Origin of the sequence: Atlantibacter sp. (genome assembly GCF_032062175.1) — a bacterium.
Taxonomy (GTDB): Bacteria; Pseudomonadota; Gammaproteobacteria; order Enterobacterales; family Enterobacteriaceae; genus Atlantibacter.
The window spans coordinates 14,026-31,798 of the sequence record NZ_DAMBQK010000034.1 but is presented as its reverse complement, the minus strand read 5'-3'; the positions used below and the strand labels follow the sequence as shown (position 1 = coordinate 31,798).

13 protein-coding genes are annotated in these 17,773 nt (G+C 57.7%); 4 read left to right on the top strand and 9 right to left on the bottom strand.

What is annotated here, in order from left to right:
* Nucleotides 1-65: 65 nt before the first annotated feature.
* From hslU to priA, 5 genes are all read right to left on the bottom strand, one after another.
* The gene (gene hslU, locus RT120_RS20680; RefSeq protein ID WP_312985639.1) at nucleotides 66-1,400 is read right to left on the bottom strand and encodes an HslU--HslV peptidase ATPase subunit; all 1,335 of its coding nucleotides are present in this window, start codon (nucleotides 1,398-1,400) and stop codon (nucleotides 66-68) included.
* A 9-nt stretch (nucleotides 1,401-1,409) separates the two neighbouring features.
* Nucleotides 1,410-1,940, bottom strand: coding sequence for an ATP-dependent protease subunit HslV (gene hslV, locus RT120_RS20675; protein ID WP_002436777.1), 531 nt, complete (start codon nucleotides 1,938-1,940; stop codon nucleotides 1,410-1,412).
* An 88-nt stretch (nucleotides 1,941-2,028) separates the two neighbouring features.
* Complete coding sequence (ftsN, locus tag RT120_RS20670; RefSeq protein ID WP_312985638.1) at nucleotides 2,029-3,036, bottom strand: cell division protein FtsN; 1,008 nt, start codon at nucleotides 3,034-3,036, stop codon at nucleotides 2,029-2,031.
* An 88-nt stretch (nucleotides 3,037-3,124) separates the two neighbouring features.
* On the bottom strand, nucleotides 3,125-4,159 hold the full coding sequence (gene cytR, locus RT120_RS20665) for a DNA-binding transcriptional regulator CytR (protein WP_312985636.1): 1,035 nt from the start codon (nucleotides 4,157-4,159) through the stop codon (nucleotides 3,125-3,127).
* Nucleotides 4,160-4,317: 158 nt separating this feature from the next.
* The gene (gene priA, locus RT120_RS20660; protein ID WP_312985634.1) at nucleotides 4,318-6,513 is read right to left on the bottom strand and encodes a primosomal protein N'; all 2,196 of its coding nucleotides are present in this window, start codon (nucleotides 6,511-6,513) and stop codon (nucleotides 4,318-4,320) included.
* A 263-nt stretch (nucleotides 6,514-6,776) separates the two neighbouring features.
* Here priA and rpmE point away from each other — a divergent pair, with 263 nt between their 5' ends.
* Nucleotides 6,777-6,989: a 50S ribosomal protein L31 gene (gene rpmE / locus RT120_RS20655; RefSeq protein ID WP_161659587.1), complete on the top strand. Its 213-nt coding sequence runs from the start codon at nucleotides 6,777-6,779 to the stop codon at nucleotides 6,987-6,989.
* A 54-nt stretch (nucleotides 6,990-7,043) separates the two neighbouring features.
* On the opposite strand, the gene metJ is transcribed toward rpmE, so the two are convergent.
* Nucleotides 7,044-7,361 carry a met regulon transcriptional regulator MetJ gene (gene metJ, locus RT120_RS20650; protein WP_015966498.1) on the bottom strand — a complete coding sequence of 106 codons (318 nt, stop codon included), beginning with the start codon at nucleotides 7,359-7,361 and terminating at the stop codon, nucleotides 7,044-7,046.
* Between the two features lie 290 nt (nucleotides 7,362-7,651).
* Here metJ and metB point away from each other — a divergent pair, with 290 nt between their 5' ends.
* The 3 genes from metB to metF all read left to right on the top strand — a co-directional run bounded on the left by metB (nucleotide 7,652) and on the right by metF (nucleotide 12,361).
* Nucleotides 7,652-8,812, top strand: coding sequence for a cystathionine gamma-synthase (metB, locus tag RT120_RS20645; protein ID WP_312985631.1), 1,161 nt, complete (start codon nucleotides 7,652-7,654; stop codon nucleotides 8,810-8,812).
* 2 nt (nucleotides 8,813-8,814) lie between these two features.
* On the top strand, nucleotides 8,815-11,247 hold the full coding sequence (locus RT120_RS20640) for a bifunctional aspartate kinase/homoserine dehydrogenase II (RefSeq protein ID WP_312985629.1): 2,433 nt from the start codon (nucleotides 8,815-8,817) through the stop codon (nucleotides 11,245-11,247).
* A gap of 223 nt (nucleotides 11,248-11,470) precedes the next feature.
* Nucleotides 11,471-12,361 carry a methylenetetrahydrofolate reductase gene (gene metF, locus RT120_RS20635; protein WP_203120802.1) on the top strand — a complete coding sequence of 297 codons (891 nt, stop codon included), beginning with the start codon at nucleotides 11,471-11,473 and terminating at the stop codon, nucleotides 12,359-12,361.
* A gap of 46 nt (nucleotides 12,362-12,407) precedes the next feature.
* Here the strand turns inward: metF and RT120_RS20630 are convergent, their stop codons facing one another.
* The 3 genes from RT120_RS20630 to ppc form a co-directional block, all read right to left on the bottom strand.
* Nucleotides 12,408-13,511: a glycerol dehydrogenase gene (locus RT120_RS20630; protein WP_312985626.1), complete on the bottom strand. Its 1,104-nt coding sequence runs from the start codon at nucleotides 13,509-13,511 to the stop codon at nucleotides 12,408-12,410.
* Between the two features lie 163 nt (nucleotides 13,512-13,674).
* Nucleotides 13,675-14,898, bottom strand: coding sequence for an RtcB family protein (locus tag RT120_RS20625; RefSeq protein ID WP_312985624.1), 1,224 nt, complete (start codon nucleotides 14,896-14,898; stop codon nucleotides 13,675-13,677).
* 103 nt (nucleotides 14,899-15,001) lie between these two features.
* Nucleotides 15,002-17,653: a phosphoenolpyruvate carboxylase gene (ppc, locus tag RT120_RS20620; protein WP_151603034.1), complete on the bottom strand. Its 2,652-nt coding sequence runs from the start codon at nucleotides 17,651-17,653 to the stop codon at nucleotides 15,002-15,004.
* Nucleotides 17,654-17,773 lie beyond the last annotated feature (120 nt).

Genomic DNA, 17,773 nt, shown 5'->3' with positions numbered 1-17,773 from the left:
CCGAACTCTGTTAAGCGAGGCGTACGACCTACCTCTTTTGGGTATATCCGCCAACCCTCAGGCAATTACAGAATGAAGCGACTCAAATCTTCATCTGCCACCAGTTCATCCAGGTGTTTACCAACGTATTCCGCATCGATGAGGATGGTCTGGCCGTTGAGATCGCTGGCGTCATAGGAGATTTCTTCCATCAGACGCTCCAGTACCGTATGCAGACGACGCGCGCCAATGTTTTCGGTGCTCTCGTTGACCTGCCACGCCGCCTGGGCGATCCGTTTGATGCCGTCGTCGGTGAAGTCGATATTCACCCCTTCGGTTGCCATCAGCGCTTTGTACTGCACGGTGACAGACGCGTTCGGTTCGGTCAGGATGCGTTCAAAGTCTTCTGCGGTCAGCGCCTGTAACTCAACGCGGATCGGCAGACGGCCCTGCAATTCCGGGATCAGGTCAGACGGGCTGGCCACCTGGAACGCGCCGGAAGCGATAAACAGGATATGGTCGGTTTTCACCATGCCGTGCTTGGTGGATACCGTACAGCCTTCTACCAGCGGCAGCAGGTCGCGCTGCACGCCTTCACGGGACACATCCGGGCCGGACACGTTGCCGCCGCGCTTACAGATTTTGTCGATCTCATCAATAAATACGATGCCGTGCTGTTCAACCGCGTCAATCGCGTCTTGCTTCAGTTCTTCCGGGTTTACCAGCTTGGCGGCTTCTTCTTCCACCAGCAGCTTCATCGCGTCTTTGATTTTCAGTTTACGCGGCTTTTGCTTTTGCCCGCCCAGATTCTGGAACATGGACTGGAGCTGGTTAGTCATCTCTTCCATGCCCGGAGGCGCCATGATTTCTACGCCCATCGGCGCAGCGGCGAGATTGATTTCAATCTCTTTATCATCCAGCTGGCCTTCGCGCAGTTTCTTACGGAATGCCTGACGCGCCGCTGAAGGCTCCTGCGCCTGTTCAGCCTGGCCCCAGTTGTTTTTAGCCGGTGGGATCAGCACGTCGAGAATGCGCTCTTCCGCCATCTCTTCGGCGCGATAGCGGTTCTTGTCGATGGATTGCATGCGCACCATCTTAATCGCCGCATCGGTCAGATCGCGGATGATCGAGTCCACTTCTTTACCGACATAGCCCACTTCGGTGAATTTCGTGGCTTCAACTTTGATAAACGGCGCATGGGCCAGTTTTGCCAGGCGACGGGCAATTTCGGTTTTACCGACGCCGGTTGGGCCGATCATCAGAATGTTTTTCGGTGTCACTTCATGACGCAGCTCTTCATCAAGCTGCATACGGCGCCAGCGGTTACGCAGCGCGATGGCAACAGAACGCTTCGCCGCGTCCTGGCCGATAATATGTTTGTCGAGTTCGCTGACAATTTCGCGTGGGGTCATTTCAGACATGGGAAATCCTTACGCTTTAGAGGAGAGTTCTTCGATGGTCAGGAAGTGGTTGGTGTAGATGCAAATATCACCTGCAATCCCCAGCGACTTCTCAACAATTTCACGGGCGTTCAGTTCGGTGTTTTCCAGCAGGGCGCGTGCCGCAGCCTGGGCATACGGGCCACCTGAACCAATCGCAATCAGGTCGTTTTCCGGCTGGATCACATCGCCGTTACCGGTGATGATCAGCGAGGCCGTTTCATCCGCCACCGCCAGCAGCGCTTCCAGACGGCGCAGCATCCGGTCGGTACGCCAGTCTTTGGCAAGCTCAACCGCCGCTTTCACCAGATGGCCCTGATGCATTTCCAGTTTGCGTTCGAAGAGTTCAAACAGCGTGAAGGCATCCGCTGTACCGCCCGCGAAACCCGCAATGACTTTATCGTTGTAAAGGCGACGCACTTTTTTAACGTTGCCTTTCATTACGGTGTTGCCCAATGTGGCCTGTCCATCGCCACCAATCACCACCTGTCCGTTGCGGCGTACGCTTACTATTGTTGTCACTGACAGACCCCTTTTCGATAGCTGAATACAGGCCCCGCGCCAGGCGCGGGGCAGAATGCAATTATAGATGGGGGGTGATTTAGGGGTTTCAACCCCCAGCGGCGAGACGAATGCAGTTAGTGTGACCGGCAAGCTTCAGGCGGGTGAGGGTGCCGTCGGCGTTTTCTTTGCCTTTCACCGGGCCGATCACCACGCGGTTCCAGCCGTTATTGGCGGTAATGCGTGAATCAAAGCCCTCAAACGCCAGCTGCGCACGCACGGTTTCCGCCTGCTCGGCGCCTTTAAATGAACCGCACTGTACCATCCAACGACGGTCATCTTTTTTCTCGGCGGCTGGTTTTTCTGGCGTGGTTTCACGTGTGACCGGCGCGGCCTGGGCGGTCGCCTTCGGCTGCGCCGGTTCGCGCTGGGCGGTATGCGGCGGCGTTTGCAGCAGATCCTGATAAGGCTGCTGGCTGGCGGTGATGCGGTTGGTTTGCTGCGCGGCAGGTTTCTGCGTTTGCGCGCTGCGTACGGGCTGCTCCTGAACCGTGGTCGTGCGCACCTGCTGGGGTTGCTGGTACGGTTGTTCGACGCGCGGCGGGGTACGCTGCTGCGCGACGGTGTTCTGTTGCTGCTGGAGCTGTTTCTGGCGCTGAAGCGTTTGCTGGCGCTGGGCAGGCGTTTGCTCGTTCCACGGCACTTCGTTCAGTTGCGTGGGCTGCTGGCGCATATCCGCCTGCATCTGTGCCAGTAGCTGACGCTGTTCGTTGGTCAGCTGATCCTGGTTCATGATTTCCCCACCGGCAGACGGCTCGGTTGGGGTACGCACGCCCGGCTGGCGGTTTTCCAGCTCTTTAATGTAGCGCCAGCGCTCTTCTGGTTTCGGCGGCAAGCCATTTCCCGTTACTTTGTGACCTGGGATGACCTCAACTTCTTCAGATTTATGATGGGTAATAAAGTACAGGCCACCGATAAAGGTCACCAGAACGGCGGCCGCGATAGCGACCATGGCCGGGGAAACAGCAGGCAGGTTACGTTGCTTTTTGCGGGTAGTCGGTTTCTTGCGCCGCGCGGGGCTCGGCTGTCCGCGGCGTACATAATCTCGTTGTGCCACTATCGTTTCGCTGTATTTATTCGTTTATCAGCCCGTCATGTTACTTAAGGGACGGGCTTTTGACCAGTGAGGTGAGTCCTAATCGAAACTATTTTGCCGCCTTGCGGGCACGCGTGGAGCCGCGAACGATAAGCTCGCAATCCAACAGGCGCGAACCGCTGCTCACGACCTGGCCCTGTAACTGATCGAGCAGCAGCAGCATGGCCTCGCGGCCAATCTCAAAACGCGGCTGGGAAATCGTGGTTAACGGCGGGTCGCAGAACTCCGCGAGCGCGATATTATCGAAGCCGACAATCGACAAATCCTCCGGCACTTTATAGCCGCGGCGCTTGGCCTGGGACAGTGCCCCCAGCGCCATCACATCGCTGTGGCAGAAGATTGCCGTGGGTGGATTGGGCAGGTTCAGCAGCTGATCCAGCGCCTGTGCGCCAGCATTAAACGTAAAATCGCCCCGGGCGATATAATGCGGATCGACCTGCATCCCACTGCGGCGCAACGCCTGAACATAACCCTGCAACCGGTAATGGCACAGCGGCATTTCCTCTGGCCCGGCGATGCAGGCAATCTGGTCATGGCCCAGTTCGTGCAGATAATTGACGGCATTAAAGGCGGCGGTCAGGTTATCGATATGCACCGTCGGCAGTTCCAGCTCCGGCGCGAATTCGTTAGCCATCACCATCGGCGGCAGGTTGCGCTGCTCTTCTTTACTGGCGTCGAACGGCAGGCGCGAGCCGAGCAGCAACATGCCGTCGATCTGCTTGGTGATGATCAGGTCAATAAAGGTTTTTTCTTGCTGATTCTGGTGCGCGCAGTCGCCAATCAGCACCAGATAACCCTGGTCGGCGGCGGTGATTTCAATACCGCGAATAATTTCGCTGAAAAACGGATCGCAGATATCCGGAACAATCACCAGAATGGTGCGTGACTCATTACGTTTTAAATTGCGGTTCAGAGAGCCTGGCAAATAACCCACGTCTATAGCAGCTTGCTCTACCTTGTTACGGGTAGCCTGAGAGACTTTCTCAGGATTCATTAATGCACGAGATACCGTGGCGGTTGAGACATTTGCCCGCTCGGCAACATCTTTCATGGTTGCGGCAACAACCTGTTTCTTCGGGTTCAACTTCTTCTCCTCGCAAACTATCGCGGGCGCAGCCACGTCCTGTGGTCTGGCTTGACCGATCATTCTTATCAGATATTTACACCGTGCGGTTACAAATATTGCATAAGAAATGTGATCAATATTTTATTTTTCGATCTCTGCCGCATTGTGCTGAAGATTTAGCTTTCTATGGGATCGACATCCAGCGTCCATTTGACTTTGCGCGCCTCAGGAAGCGTGTTTACCAGCGCCAGGCTCTGGCTAAGGATATGTTGCAGCTTCAGGCGGGAAGGGTGCTGCAACAGGATTTGCCAACGAAAGCGCCCGCCGCGCTTCGGCTGTAACGCCGGGACCGGGCCGAGTATCCACAGTTTGTCATCCGCCAGCGGGTTGGCCTGCAAAAGATTACGCAACTGCTGTAAAAACAGCGGGGCCTGCTGGTTGTTATGGTCCTCGGCGCGGATCATCACGTGGCTGCTGTAAGGCGGAAGCCAGACCTGGCTGCGGGTGCGCAGCGCCTCTTCGGCGAAGGCGTCGTAGCCCTGGCTGAGCAGCGTTTGCAGCAGCGGGTGTTCCGGGTGATGGGTTTGCAGGATCACTTCGCCCTGTTTACCCGCACGCCCGGCGCGTCCGGCAACCTGGGTATACAACTGGGCGAAACGCTCCGGGGAACGGAAATCTGCCGAGAACAGCGCGCCGTCCACGTCCAACAGCGCCACCAGCGTCACGTCGGGAAAGTGATGGCCTTTGGCCAGCATTTGGGTGCCGATCAGAATACGCGCGCCGCCGCGATGCACGTCCGCCAGATGCTGCTCCAGCGCGCCTTTGCGGCTGGTGGTGTCGCGGTCGATACGCGACAGCGGCACGCCGGGGAACAGCGGGCTTAACGCCTGCTCCAGTTGCTCGGTTCCCAGGCCGACCGGCACCGTGTGCGTGGAGCCGCACTGCGGGCACTGGCGCGGCACCGGGCGCTGGCTGTCGCAGTGGTGGCAGCGCAACTGATGCTGCGCCTGATGCAACGTGTAGTAATGGTCGCAGCGCGGGCATTCGGCGATCCATCCACAATCGTGGCAGAGCAGCGCCGGGGCGAAACCACGCCGGTTAAGAAATAAAATGACCTGGTTATCGGCCTGAAGATGCTGGCGCATCCGGGCGATCAGCGCCGGCGCAAGGCCCGCCTGCACCGGCTGGCCTTTTAAATCCACCAGGTGCTGCATTGCCGGGCGCGCATTGCCCGCGCGGCGGGTGAGTTTAAGTTCGCGGTATTTCTTTACCCGAACGTTATGCAAGGTTTCCAGCGCCGGGGTTGCTGAGCCGAGGATAATCGGGATCTGCTCGCGGTGGGCGCGATACACCGCCAGGTCGCGGGCATGGTAGCGCCAGCCTTCCTGCTGTTTATAGGAACTGTCATGCTCCTCATCAATCACAATCACGCCCAACTGTTTAAATGGCGTAAACAGCGCCGAGCGGGTGCCGATGACAATCGCCGCCTCGCCGCTTTTCGCTTTCAGCCAGGCCGCCAGCCGCTCGCTGTCATTCAGGGCCGAGTGCAGCACTTCTACCGGGACGTTAAAGCGTTCCCTGAAACGCGCGATGGTCTGCGGCGTCAGGCCGATTTCCGGCACCAGCACCAGCGCCTGTTTGCCCTGAGCCAGCACATTTTCCAGGACGCTGAGATAAACCTCGGTTTTCCCTGAGCCGGTTACGCCCGCTAACAGCCAGGCGGAAAACTCATCGGACGCGCTGTGGATCGCCCCCACGGCGGTGGCCTGCTCGGTGTTCAGCCGCAGCCGTTCGCCGGACACGCTAAAGCCGGGCCGCCAGTCGGTTTGCTCAGGCAATTGTGCCCGTAAATCGCACAATCCTTTGGTGCGCAACGCCTGAAACGTCGCATCGCTCAGGTTCATCTCGCTAAGCTGGTGGCGCAGAATCGGCTGTTGGCGCAGCAACGCCAGCGCCTGCTGCTGTTTAGGGGCGCGTTTCAGGCTGTTGATGTCGATGGTTTGGCCATCTTCTGTGGCAAACCAGGTCCAGAGCGGCGTTCCGCTGGCGGGCTTCCCCTGGCGCAACAGTACCGGCAGCGCATGGAATAACACATCGCCGATCGGATGGTGGTAGTACTCCGCCGCCCATAACAACAGTTGCCATAAAGAAGGAGAAAACAGCGACTCGCCGTCGAGCGGCTCCAGCACCGATTTCAGCTCCTCGCGCGGCAGTTCGCTGTGCTCGCTGACGGACACCACGATACCAACGCGCTGCTGCTTGCCAAACGGCACCAACACGCGACAACCCGCCGTCACCGGCATCCCGGCGGGAAGCAGATAATCAAAGGTGCGGGGCAGTGGCACCGCCAGGGCAATATGGGCAACAGACATCCGGGCTCCCGGCTGAGAAAATGACGGCATAGTGTACACTGTGAGAAAGCCAATTTGCGGATCAGTTTGCATACGCTGATTAATTTCTGTATGATTCGCCGCCTTTGATGCACAAAGCGTGCAGTCAAATCGACGTATTTCCCCGGCGCGTCGTCTTGCAGTGAACACACCCGCAGGACGGCATGAGACGGGGAATTTATCAACATCGCGTGGTGTCTGGCGTTAGGGCCGGAAGAGCGACGCGGCCTTAACTGAGGTTTCCCATGAAAAAAGGTATTCACCCGAATTACACTGAAATTACTGCAACCTGTTCTTGTGGTAATGTGATCAAAACTCACTCAACTGTGGGCCACGATCTGAACCTGGACGTTTGTGGCAAATGCCACCCGTTCTACACCGGCAAACAGCGTGATGTTGCTACCGGTGGCCGTGTTGACCGCTTCAACAAGCGTTTCAGCATCCCGGGCGCTAAATAAGCACCACGGAAAGAAAAGGCGCCGCAAGGCGCCTTTTTTGTCTCTGTTTGCCGCTCAGTATTCCCACGTCTCCGGGTCGATGCCCAGCTCACGCATAATCACTTTCGCCTCTTCCGGGATTTCATCACTGCGCTCTTTACGCAGATCTTCATCATTCGGTAACGGCTGTCCGGTAAATGCATGCAAAAACGCTTCACACAGCAGTTCGCTGTTGGTGGCGTGACGCAAGTTATTCACCTGACGACGGGTACGTTCATCAGTGAGGATTTTTAACACCTTCAGAGGAATGGAAACCGTAATTTTTTTTACTTGTTCACTCTTCTTACCGTGCTCAGCGTATGGGCTGATATATTCGCCGCTCCATTCAGCCATGTTATACCTTTCATCCTCTCATTATTGATAGTGGGCCAGGGCCAGTCTGGTGGGCCACAGCCATAAACGCGATAGTGCCGCGCACAGGGAAATCCATTGCACGGCTGCTCTAAACACACAATTTTAACGGCTAATTTGGTTTTGCTCAATCTATACGCAAAGAAGTTTAGATGTCCAGATGTATTGACGTCCATTTCTTCTGTGGTTACTCTGTGGGCAGACTTTGAACCGATTCCCGATTATCCCGCGAAAACGCCGGGATCAGTCCTTCAGCCAGGAAGCCGCTCAACATGACACGTAAACAGGCCACCATCGCAGTACGTAGCGGATTAAACGATGACGAACAGTACGGCTGCGTTGTCCCGCCTATCCATCTTTCCAGCACCTATAACTTCACCGGTTTCAACGAGCCGCGCGCGCATGACTATTCTCGCCGCGGTAACCCTACGCGCGATGTGACCCAGCGCGCACTGGCGGAACTTGAAGGCGGCGCGGGCGCGGTATTGACCAACACGGGCATGTCGGCGATCCATCTGGTCACCACGGTGTACCTGAATCCGGGCGATCTGCTGGTTGCGCCGCACGACTGCTACGGCGGCAGCTACCGTCTGTTCGATAGCCTGGCGAAACGCGGCTGTTACCGGGTGCTGTTTGTCGATCAAAACGATGAAGCGGCATTGAAAGCGGCGCTGGCGGAGAAACCGAAACTGGTACTGATCGAAACGCCGAGCAACCCGTTACTGCGCGTGGTGGATATCGAAAAAATCTGCCGCCTGGCTCGTGAAGCCGGAGCGGTAAGCGTAGTGGATAACACCTTCCTGAGCCCGGCGCTGCAAAATCCGCTGTCGCTCGGTGCCGATTTAGTGCTGCACTCCTGCACCAAATACCTCAACGGCCACTCCGACGTGGTGGCTGGCGTGGTGATTTCCCGTGATGAAGAGACCGCCGTTAATCTGGCCTGGTGGGCGAATAATATTGGCGTGACCGCTGCGGCGTTTGACAGCTATCTGCTGCTGCGTGGCCTGCGTACGTTGGTGCCGCGTATGGATATCGCGCAGCGTAACGCGCTGGCGATTGTTGACTATCTGAAGACCCAACCGCTGGTGAAAAAGCTGTATCATCCTTCTCTGCCGGAAAACCAGGGTCACGACATTGCGGCTCGCCAGCAGAAAGGGTTTGGCGCGATGCTGAGCTTTGAAATCGACGGCGATGAAGAGACGCTGCGCCGCTTCCTCGGCGCGCTGGAGCTGTTTACACTGGCGGAATCGTTAGGTGGGGTGGAAAGCCTGATCTCTCATGCCGCGACCATGACCCATGCGGGCATGGCGCCTGAAGCGCGTGCCGCCGCAGGCATTTCCGAGACGCTGCTGCGTATCTCGACCGGTATTGAAGACAGTGAAGATTTACTTGCTGACCTGGAAAATGGCTTCCGGGCAGCGGCTAAGGGGTAAGCATGAGTGTTTCAGCGCCTGCAGGGGCGAAAGGTCGTCAGCTGCATAAATTTGGTGGTAGTAGCCTTGCGGATGTGAAGTGTTATCTGCGCGTGGCCGGGATCATGGCCGAGTATTCGCAGCCGGACGACATGATGGTGGTTTCCGCCGCAGGCAGTACCACCAACCAGTTGATCAGTTGGTTGAAACTGAGCCAGACGGATCGTCTGTCCGCCCATCAGGTTCAGCAGGCGCTGCGCCGTTACCAGACCGAATTAATCAGCGGCCTGTTGCCCGCCGATAAAGCGGATGAACTGATTAGCGGCTTTATTCACGATCTCGAACGGCTGGCGGCGCTACTCGACGGCACCATTACCGATGCGGTGTATGCCGAAGTGGTCGGCCACGGCGAAATCTGGTCGGCGCGGTTAATGTCCGCCGTACTGAACCTTCAGGGCATTGACGCCACCTGGCTGGACGCGCGCGAATTTTTACGCGCCGAGCGCAGCGCGCAGCCGCAGGTAGATGAAGGCCTCTCTTATCCTCTACTGCAACAGCTTCTGGCCCAGCATCCTGGCAAACGCGTCGTGGTGACGGGTTTTATTTGCCGCAACGGCGCGGGTGAAACCGTGCTGCTGGGGCGTAACGGCTCTGACTACTCCGCGACCCAAATCGGCGCGCTGGGCGGCGTTTCCCGCGTCACCATCTGGAGCGACGTGGCGGGCGTTTACAGCGCCGACCCGCGTAAAGTGAAAGACGCCTGCCTGCTGCCGCTACTGCGCCTCGATGAAGCCAGCGAACTGGCGCGCCTCGCCGCTCCGGTGCTCCACGCCCGTACTCTTCAGCCGGTTTCCGGCAGCGATATCGATTTGCAGCTACGTTGCAGCTATAACCCGGAGCAGGGCTCCACGCGTATCGAGCGCGTACTGGCGTCCGGCACCGGCGCGCGCATTGTCACCAGCCATGATGACGTGTGCCTGATTGAACTGCTGGTGGCCCCGGATCAGGATTTCAAGCTGGCGCATCAGGAAACGCTAAACGTACTAAAACGCGCGCAAATTCGCCCGCTGTCGATTGGCGTCCATCCGGATCGCCGTTTACTGCAACTGTGCTACACCTCGGAAGTGGTGGGCAGCGCATTCAGCACGTTAGAAGCTGCCACCTTGCCGGGTGAACTGCGTTTGCGCGAAGGGTTAGCGCTGGTGGCGATGGTCGGTGCAGGCGTGTGCCGCAATCCGCTGCACAGCCACCGTTTCTGGCAGCAGCTAAAAGATCAGCCGGTCGAGTTTATCTGGCAATCGGAAGAGGGCATCAGCCTGGTGGCCGTACTGCGCGTCGGTCCCACCGAAAGCCTGATTCAGGGCCTGCACCAGACGCTGTTCCGCGCCGAAAAACGCATCGGCCTGATGCTGTTCGGCAAAGGCAATATCGGTTCCCGCTGGCTGGAGCTGTTCGCCCGCGAGCAGGAAACGCTTTCCGCCCGCACTGGTTTTGAATTTGTGCTGGCCGGCGTGGTGGATAGCCGCCGCAGCCTGCTGAATGACCAGGGGCTGGACGCCAGCCGCGCCTTAGCCTTCTTTAACGATGAAGCCCAGGACCATGACGAAGAGTCGCTGTTCCTGTGGATGCGTAACCATCCGTATGACGATTTGGTGGTGCTGGACGTGACGGCAAGCGAAGAGCTGGCCGATCAGTATCTGGATTTCGCCAGCCACGGTTTCCACGTCATCAGCGCCAACAAACTGGCGGGCGCGAGCACCAGCAACAAATACCGCCAGATCCGCGATGCGTTCGCCAAAACGGGCCGTCACTGGCTGTACAACGCCACCGTCGGCGCAGGTTTGCCGGTTAACCATACCGTGCGCGATCTGCGCGACAGTGGTGATTCGATTCTGGCTATCAGCGGCATTTTCTCCGGGACGCTGTCGTGGCTGTTCCTGCAATTTGACGGCAGCGTGCCATTTACCGATCTGGTGGATCAGGCCTGGCAGCAGGGCTTAACCGAGCCGGACCCGCGCGTCGACCTGTCTGGTAAAGACGTCATGCGCAAGCTGGTGATCCTGGCGCGCGAAGCCGGTTACGACATCGAACCTGACCAGGTGCGCGTAGAATCGCTGGTGCCGCAGGGTTGCGAAGACGGGTCGGTGGATCATTTCTTCGAGAACGGCGATGCGCTAAACGACCAGATGGTGCAACGTCTGGAAGCCGCCCGGGAAATGGGGCTGGTGCTGCGCTATGTGGCGCGTTTCGACGCCAACGGCAAGGCACGCGTCGGCGTGGAAGCGGTACGTCCCGAGCATCCGCTGGCCTCGCTGCTGCCGTGCGATAACGTGTTCGCCATCGAAAGCCGCTGGTATCGCGATAACCCGCTGGTGATCCGTGGCCCGGGTGCCGGACGCGACGTCACCGCCGGGGCCATTCAGTCCGATCTCAATCGCCTGGCCCAACTGCTGTAACCTGATATGCGCCTTTTGCCCCTGCTGGCAAAAGGCGTTTTTCCTTCTGTGACGCTCCATCCTGAATTTTTTTCACGTTCGCTGAATATTCCTCATTCATTCTGGTGATTTTTCAGTTGACGCGATGTCGCTTTTCCGTCATTTTTACATCTGGACGTCTAAACGTATAGAAGTCAAAAAAACACAACAACCAATAATGACAAGCGAGTGATGAGGTAAGGGTATGAGCTTTTTTCACGCCAACCAGCGGGAAGCATTGAACCAGAGTCTGGCCGAGGTCGCCGGGCGCATTAACGTTTCCTTTGAGTTTTTCCCGCCGCGCACCAGTGAAATGGAACAGACCCTGTGGAATTCCATCGATCGTTTGAGCAGCCTGAAGCCGAAATTCGTTTCTGTCACCTATGGCGCGAACTCCGGCGAGCGCGACCGCACCCATAGCATCATCAAAGGCATTAAAGATCGCACCGGTCTGGAAGCGGCACCGCACCTGACCTGCATCGACGCTACCCGCGATGAGCTGCGCACCATCGCCCGTGACTACTGGGAAAACGGCATTCGCCATATTGTGGCCCTGCGCGGCGATTTACCGCCGGGCAGCGGCAAGCCGGACATGTATGCCGCCGATCTGGTGGGCCTGCTGAAAGAGGTGGCGGATTTTGATATTTCCGTGGCGGCGTACCCGGAAGTGCATCCAGAAGCGAAAAGCGCCCAGGCGGATTTACTGAATCTGAAACGTAAAATTGATGCGGGTGCCAACCGCGCCATCACCCAGTTCTTCTTTGATGTGGAAAGCTACCTGCGATTCCGTGACCGCTGCGCGGCGACCGGGATTGACGTGGAAATCATTCCGGGGATCCTGCCGGTGTCTAACTTCAAACAGGCGAAAAAATTCGCGGATATGACCAACGTGCGTATACCGGCGTGGATGGCCCAGATGTTCTCCGGCCTGGATGACGATGCGGAAACCCGCAAGCTGGTGGGCGCGAATATCGCCATGGACATGGTGAAAATCCTCAGCCGCGAAGGGGTGAAAGACTTCCACTTCTATACCCTGAACCGCGCGGAAATGAGTTACGCCATTTGTCATACGCTGGGCGTGCGCCCGGCGGTATAAGACCTCAAAAAATGCCCGGCGCTTAACGCAGCCGGGCATTTTTATGTTACTGCCAGTTTTTCAAAAAGCCCTGACCGTACTGGTCGGCCACCAACAGCGCCGCATACACCTGCTCGGCTGTCGCGCCGCCCGGCATATTGTGAATGGTTTCCCCTTCGGCGCAGGCGGCTTCAGCGACGATGCGCATTTTGGCGGGAATATCGCTTTCAATATCCAACTCCGCCAGCGTGATCGGCAATCCCACGGCAAAGCACAGCGATGCGACGGTTTCGATCTCCTCCAGCGGCGCGTTTTCCAGCACTAGCTGCACCAGCGTACCAAACGCGACTTTTTCACCATGATAAAAATGATGCGCATCCGGGATAGCGGTTAAACCGTTGTGGATCGCGTGCGCCGCCGCCAGGCCGCCGCTTTCAAAGCCGACGCCGCTCAGATAGGTATTGGCTTCCACCACCCGTTCCAGCGCCGGGGTAACCACATGCTGTTCCGCCGCCAGCATCGCTTTTTCGCCCTGTTCCAGCAGCGTGTTGTAGCACAGCTCCGCCAGGGCCAGCGCGGCCTGGGTACACTGGCCGCCGGCCATCGTTTTGGCGCCGCTGCGTGAACAGGCGCGCGCTTCGAACCAGGTCGCCAGCGCATCGCCAATCCCTGCCGCCAGCAGACGCGCCGGTGCGCCCGCTACAATTTTGGTATCAACGATCACCATGTTCGGGTTGTGCGGCAATAACAGGTAGCGGTCAAATTCACCGTCATCGGTATAAATGACCGACAGGGCGCTACAAGGCGCGTCGGTGGAGGCGATGGTTGGCGCGATAGCCACCGGAACCGCCATGTAATGCGCCAGCGCTTTGGCGGTATCCAGCGTTTTACCGCCGCCAATCCCGACGACCGCATCGCAGCGCGCGTTTTCCGCCACGGCGCGCAGGCGGTCGATCTCATTCTGCGAACACTCGCCGCCAAACGGCGCAATTTCAAATGCCAACCCGGCAGCGCTCAGGCTGTATTGCAGGCTTTCCTGGGCAAAGCCCAAAACGAATTTATCGCCGACCACCAGCCAGCGTTCGGCCATAGGTTTAAGGTAATCGCCGAGGCGGCTAAGCACACCGGCACCCTGAATGTATTTACCCGGTGACTGAATGATGTGATCCATACATCTTCTCCTGTTACAGATTTAGATTTCCACATTTGCTGCGCCTGATAGCCTGGCGCAGAGGCATGGCAAACCTTACCCGCCAGGATAAAAAAAGACCATATCTGATGTATGGCCTTTAAGAATGTGGAACATATGCCGCCAGCCATTAACCCGCTGCGCCTTATCCTTTCACGCAGACGACCTGACGCAGCGTATGCACGATTTCAACCAGCGACGATTGCGCCGCCATTACGGCGTCGATGTCTTTATACGCCATAGGGATTTCGTCAATCACCTCGCTGTCTTTACGGCATTCGACATGTGCGGTGGCGCGGATTTGGTCGTCAACCGTAAAGCGCTTTTTAGCGGCGCTGCGGCTCATGGTGCGGCCTGCGCCGTGGCTGCACGAGCAGAAGCTGTCTTCATTCCCGAGGCCGCGCACGATAAAGCTTTTCGCGCCCATCGAGCCGGGGATAATCCCCATTTGCCCTTTCTGCGCCGATACCGCCCCTTTACGGGTAACCAGTACCGACTCGCCGAAATGCGTTTCTTTCTGAACGTAGTTATGGTGGCAGTTAACGGCTTCCTGCTGGGTTGCGAAGGGTTTGGTGATGATTTTAGACAGCGCCGCCAGGACGCGGTTCATCATCACTTCGCGGTTGTGATGGGCGTAATCCTGCGCCCAACTGACGGCTTCCATGTAGTCGTTAAAATGTTTACTGCCTTCTTCGAAATAGGCCAGATCGCGGTCGGGCAGATTGCTGATATGGCGCTGCATATCTTTTTGCGCCAGTGCGATAAACAGCGACCCGATGGCGTTGCCGACGCCGCGAGAACCACTGTGTAGCATCACCCAGACCCGCTGCTGCTCATCCAGACAGACTTCAATAAAGTGGTTACCGGTGCCAAGTGTCCCCAGGTGCTGGTGGTTATTGGTTTTCAGCAGTTGAGGGTATTTGTCGGTGAGCTTTTTAAAACGCGGCGCAAGATGTGCCCAGTGGGCGTCTACATCCTGAGGCGTATGGTTCCACGCGCCTTTATCGCGCTGGGCGCGGCCAACGGTGCGGCCATGAGGAACGGTTTGTTCGATGGCGCTGCGTAATCCTGAAAGGTTGTCAGGCAAGTCGCTCGCCGTGAGTGAGGTACGCACGGCAATCATACCGCAGCCGATATCCACGCCCACTGCCGCCGGGATAATCGCGCCGCGCGTCGGGATCACGCTGCCGATGGTGGAACCTTTACCGAGATGCACGTCAGGCATGACGGCCAGATGCTTAAAGATAAACGGCATGCTGGCGGTTTTGAGCAGTTGCTGTTTGGCTTCGCCTTCAACCGGCACGCCTTTAGTCCACATTTTGATGGGCGTTGTGGAGGGCGCGGTCAGCAATTCGTACTGTTGAGTCATGCTTATCTCCTCCCGGTTTTATTACCGTAAAAGATAAGTATGGGATGTGAAGTCGCCAGCGGCGAGAAATAAACGCCCCGGACAGTGCCGGGGCGTAAAGGCATTAACCGGTGTTACGCATACCCGCCGCGACGCCGGCGATAGTGACCATCAGCGCCTGTTCAACGCGCGGGTCCGGCTCTTTGCCCGCTTCTTCCGTCAGGCGGGAGCGGTGCAGCAGTTCGGCCTGGAGAACGTTTAGCGGGTCGGTGTAGATATTGCGCAACTGAATCGACTCGGCAATCCACGGCAGATCCGCCATCAGATGAGAGTCGTTGGCGATATCCAGCACCACTTTGATGTCCGCTTCCAGCAGCTCGCGTAGCTCTTTACCGAGCGGCCACAGCTCTTTCTTCACCAGGCGCTGATCGTAGTATTCCGCCAGCCACAGGTCCGCTTTGGAGAATACCATTTCCAGCATGCCGAGGCGGGTCGAGAAAAACGGCCAGTCGCGGCACATGGCTTCAAGCTGGCCCTGCTTACCGTCTTCCACCACTTTCTGCAACGCGGCACCTGCGCCCAGCCAGGCGGGCAGCATCAGGCGGTTTTGCGTCCAGGCGAAAATCCACGGAATGGCGCGCAGGGATTCCACGCCGCCGTTCGGGCGACGCTTCGCCGGGCGCGAACCCAGCGGCAGTTTGCCCAGCTCCAGTTCCGGCGTTGCGGAGCGGAAATAGGGCACGAAGTCGGCGTTTTCACGCACGTATCCGCGATACATGTTGCAGGAAATGGTCGACAGCTCGTCCATGATGTGACGCCATTCGGCTTTCGGTTCCGGCGGCGGCAGCAAGTTAGCTTCGAGGATCGCACCGGTATACAGCGACAGGCTGCTGATGGTGATTTCCGGCAGGCCGTATTTAAAGCGGATCATTTCGCCCTGTTCGGTCACGCGCAGGCCACCTTTCAGGCTACCCGGCGGTTGAGAGAGCAGCGCTGCATGCGCAGGCGCGCCGCCGCGACCGATGGAGCCGCCGCGTCCGTGGAACAGCGTCAGGGCGATGCCCGCTTTCTCACAGGTTTTGATTAACGCGTCCTGTGCCTGGTATTGCGCCCAGGAGGCCGCCATCACGCCCGCGTCTTTCGCCGAGTCGGAATAGCCAATCATCACCATCTGTTTGCCCTGGATAAAGCCGCGATACCAGTCGATATTCAGCAACTGGGTCATCACGTCATTAGCGTTATTCAGGTCGTCGAGGGTTTCGAACAGCGGCGCAACCGGCAGCGCAAAACCGATGCCCGCCTCTTTCAGCAGCAGATGTACCGCCAGCACGTCAGACGGGGTTTTCGCCATTGAAATTACGTAGGCGGCGATAGAGCCCTGCGGCGCTTCGGCGATCACCCGGCAGGTGTCCAGCACTTCGCGGGTTTCTTCGCTCGGTTCCCACTGGCGCGGCAGCAGCGGACGTTTGGAATTCAGTTCGCGGATCAGGAAGGCCTGTTTGTCGGCTTCTGACCAGCTTTCGTAATCGCCAATGCCGAGGTAGCGGGTCAGTTCGCCCAGCGCTTCGGTATGGCGGGTGCTTTCCTGGCGGATATCAATACGCACCAGCGGCACGCCGAAACACTTCACGCGGCGCAGCGTATCGAGCAGTTCGCCGTTGGCAATAATGCCCATGCCACAGGCCTGTAGCGATTGATAACAGGCGTACAACGGTTCCCACAGCTGTTCGTTTTGGGTCAGCAAGCCTTGCGGCTTCGGCAGTTTCTGGCCTTTCAGGCGCGCTTCCAGCCAGGCCTGGGTAGCGGTGAGCTGGCTGCGAATGCCTTTCAGCAGATAGCGATATGGCTCAGACGCGCCCGCTTCGCCGACGCGCTCGCGCAGTTCGTCGGTACACTCTACCATCGACAGTTCGGAAATCAGGACGTGAATATCTCTCAGGAACAGGTCGGTGGCTTTCCAACGGCTCAGCAGCAGCACGTGACGGGTGATATCGGCAGTGACGTTCGGGTTGCCGTCGCGGTCGCCGCCCATCCAGGAGGTAAAGCGCACCGGTACAAAATCTACCGGCAGTTTGTAATCCAGGTGCTCCTGCAACTGCTCGTTCAGTTCACGCAGATAGCTGGGAATGCCTTCCCACAGGCTGTTTTCCACTACCGCAAAGCCCCATTTCGCTTCGTCGATAGGCGATGGGCGGTTTTTACGAATTTCATCGGTATGCCAGGACTGGGCAATGAGCTGGCGCAGACGGCGGGTGATCTGGTTGCGTTCGTAATCGGCGATATCTTTATGGTCGAGCTGATGCAGGCAGTTATTCACTTCGCCCATTTTGTGGATCAGCGTACGACGGGTGATTTCAGTGGGGTGTGCGGTCAGCACCAGCTCCAGGGAAAGCGACTCAACGGCCTGCTTGATCGCCGCTTCGCTCAGGTTCGGCTGGTCTTTGAGTTTACGCAGCGTGCGGGCAATCACTTCCGGGTTGCTGGCGGCTTCCCCTTTGGGAGAGATGCTGTGGTATTGCTCGGCGGTATTGGCCAGGTTCAGAAACTGGCTAAAGGCGCGGGCTACCGGAAGTAACTCATCGTTGGACAGATTTTGCAGCGTGGTCAGCAGTTCTTGCCGATTTGCTTCATTGCCAGCACGTGAGGACTTCGACAATTTGCGGATTGTTTCTACGCGGTCAAGAATGTTCTCTCCGAGTGCATCCTTGATGGTATCCCCGAGCAGCTTGCCGAGCATACTGACATTACTACGCAAAGCGGAATATTGTTCGTTCATAAAACCCAGACACCCCATCTCTTGTGTATATGTCCTTAATATTTCGAACCACAGCCGCGTTGGCAGCGCCCCCGAAATCTTTCGGACTTGAACTACGTCTTTTCTTTTATAAAGCCACGT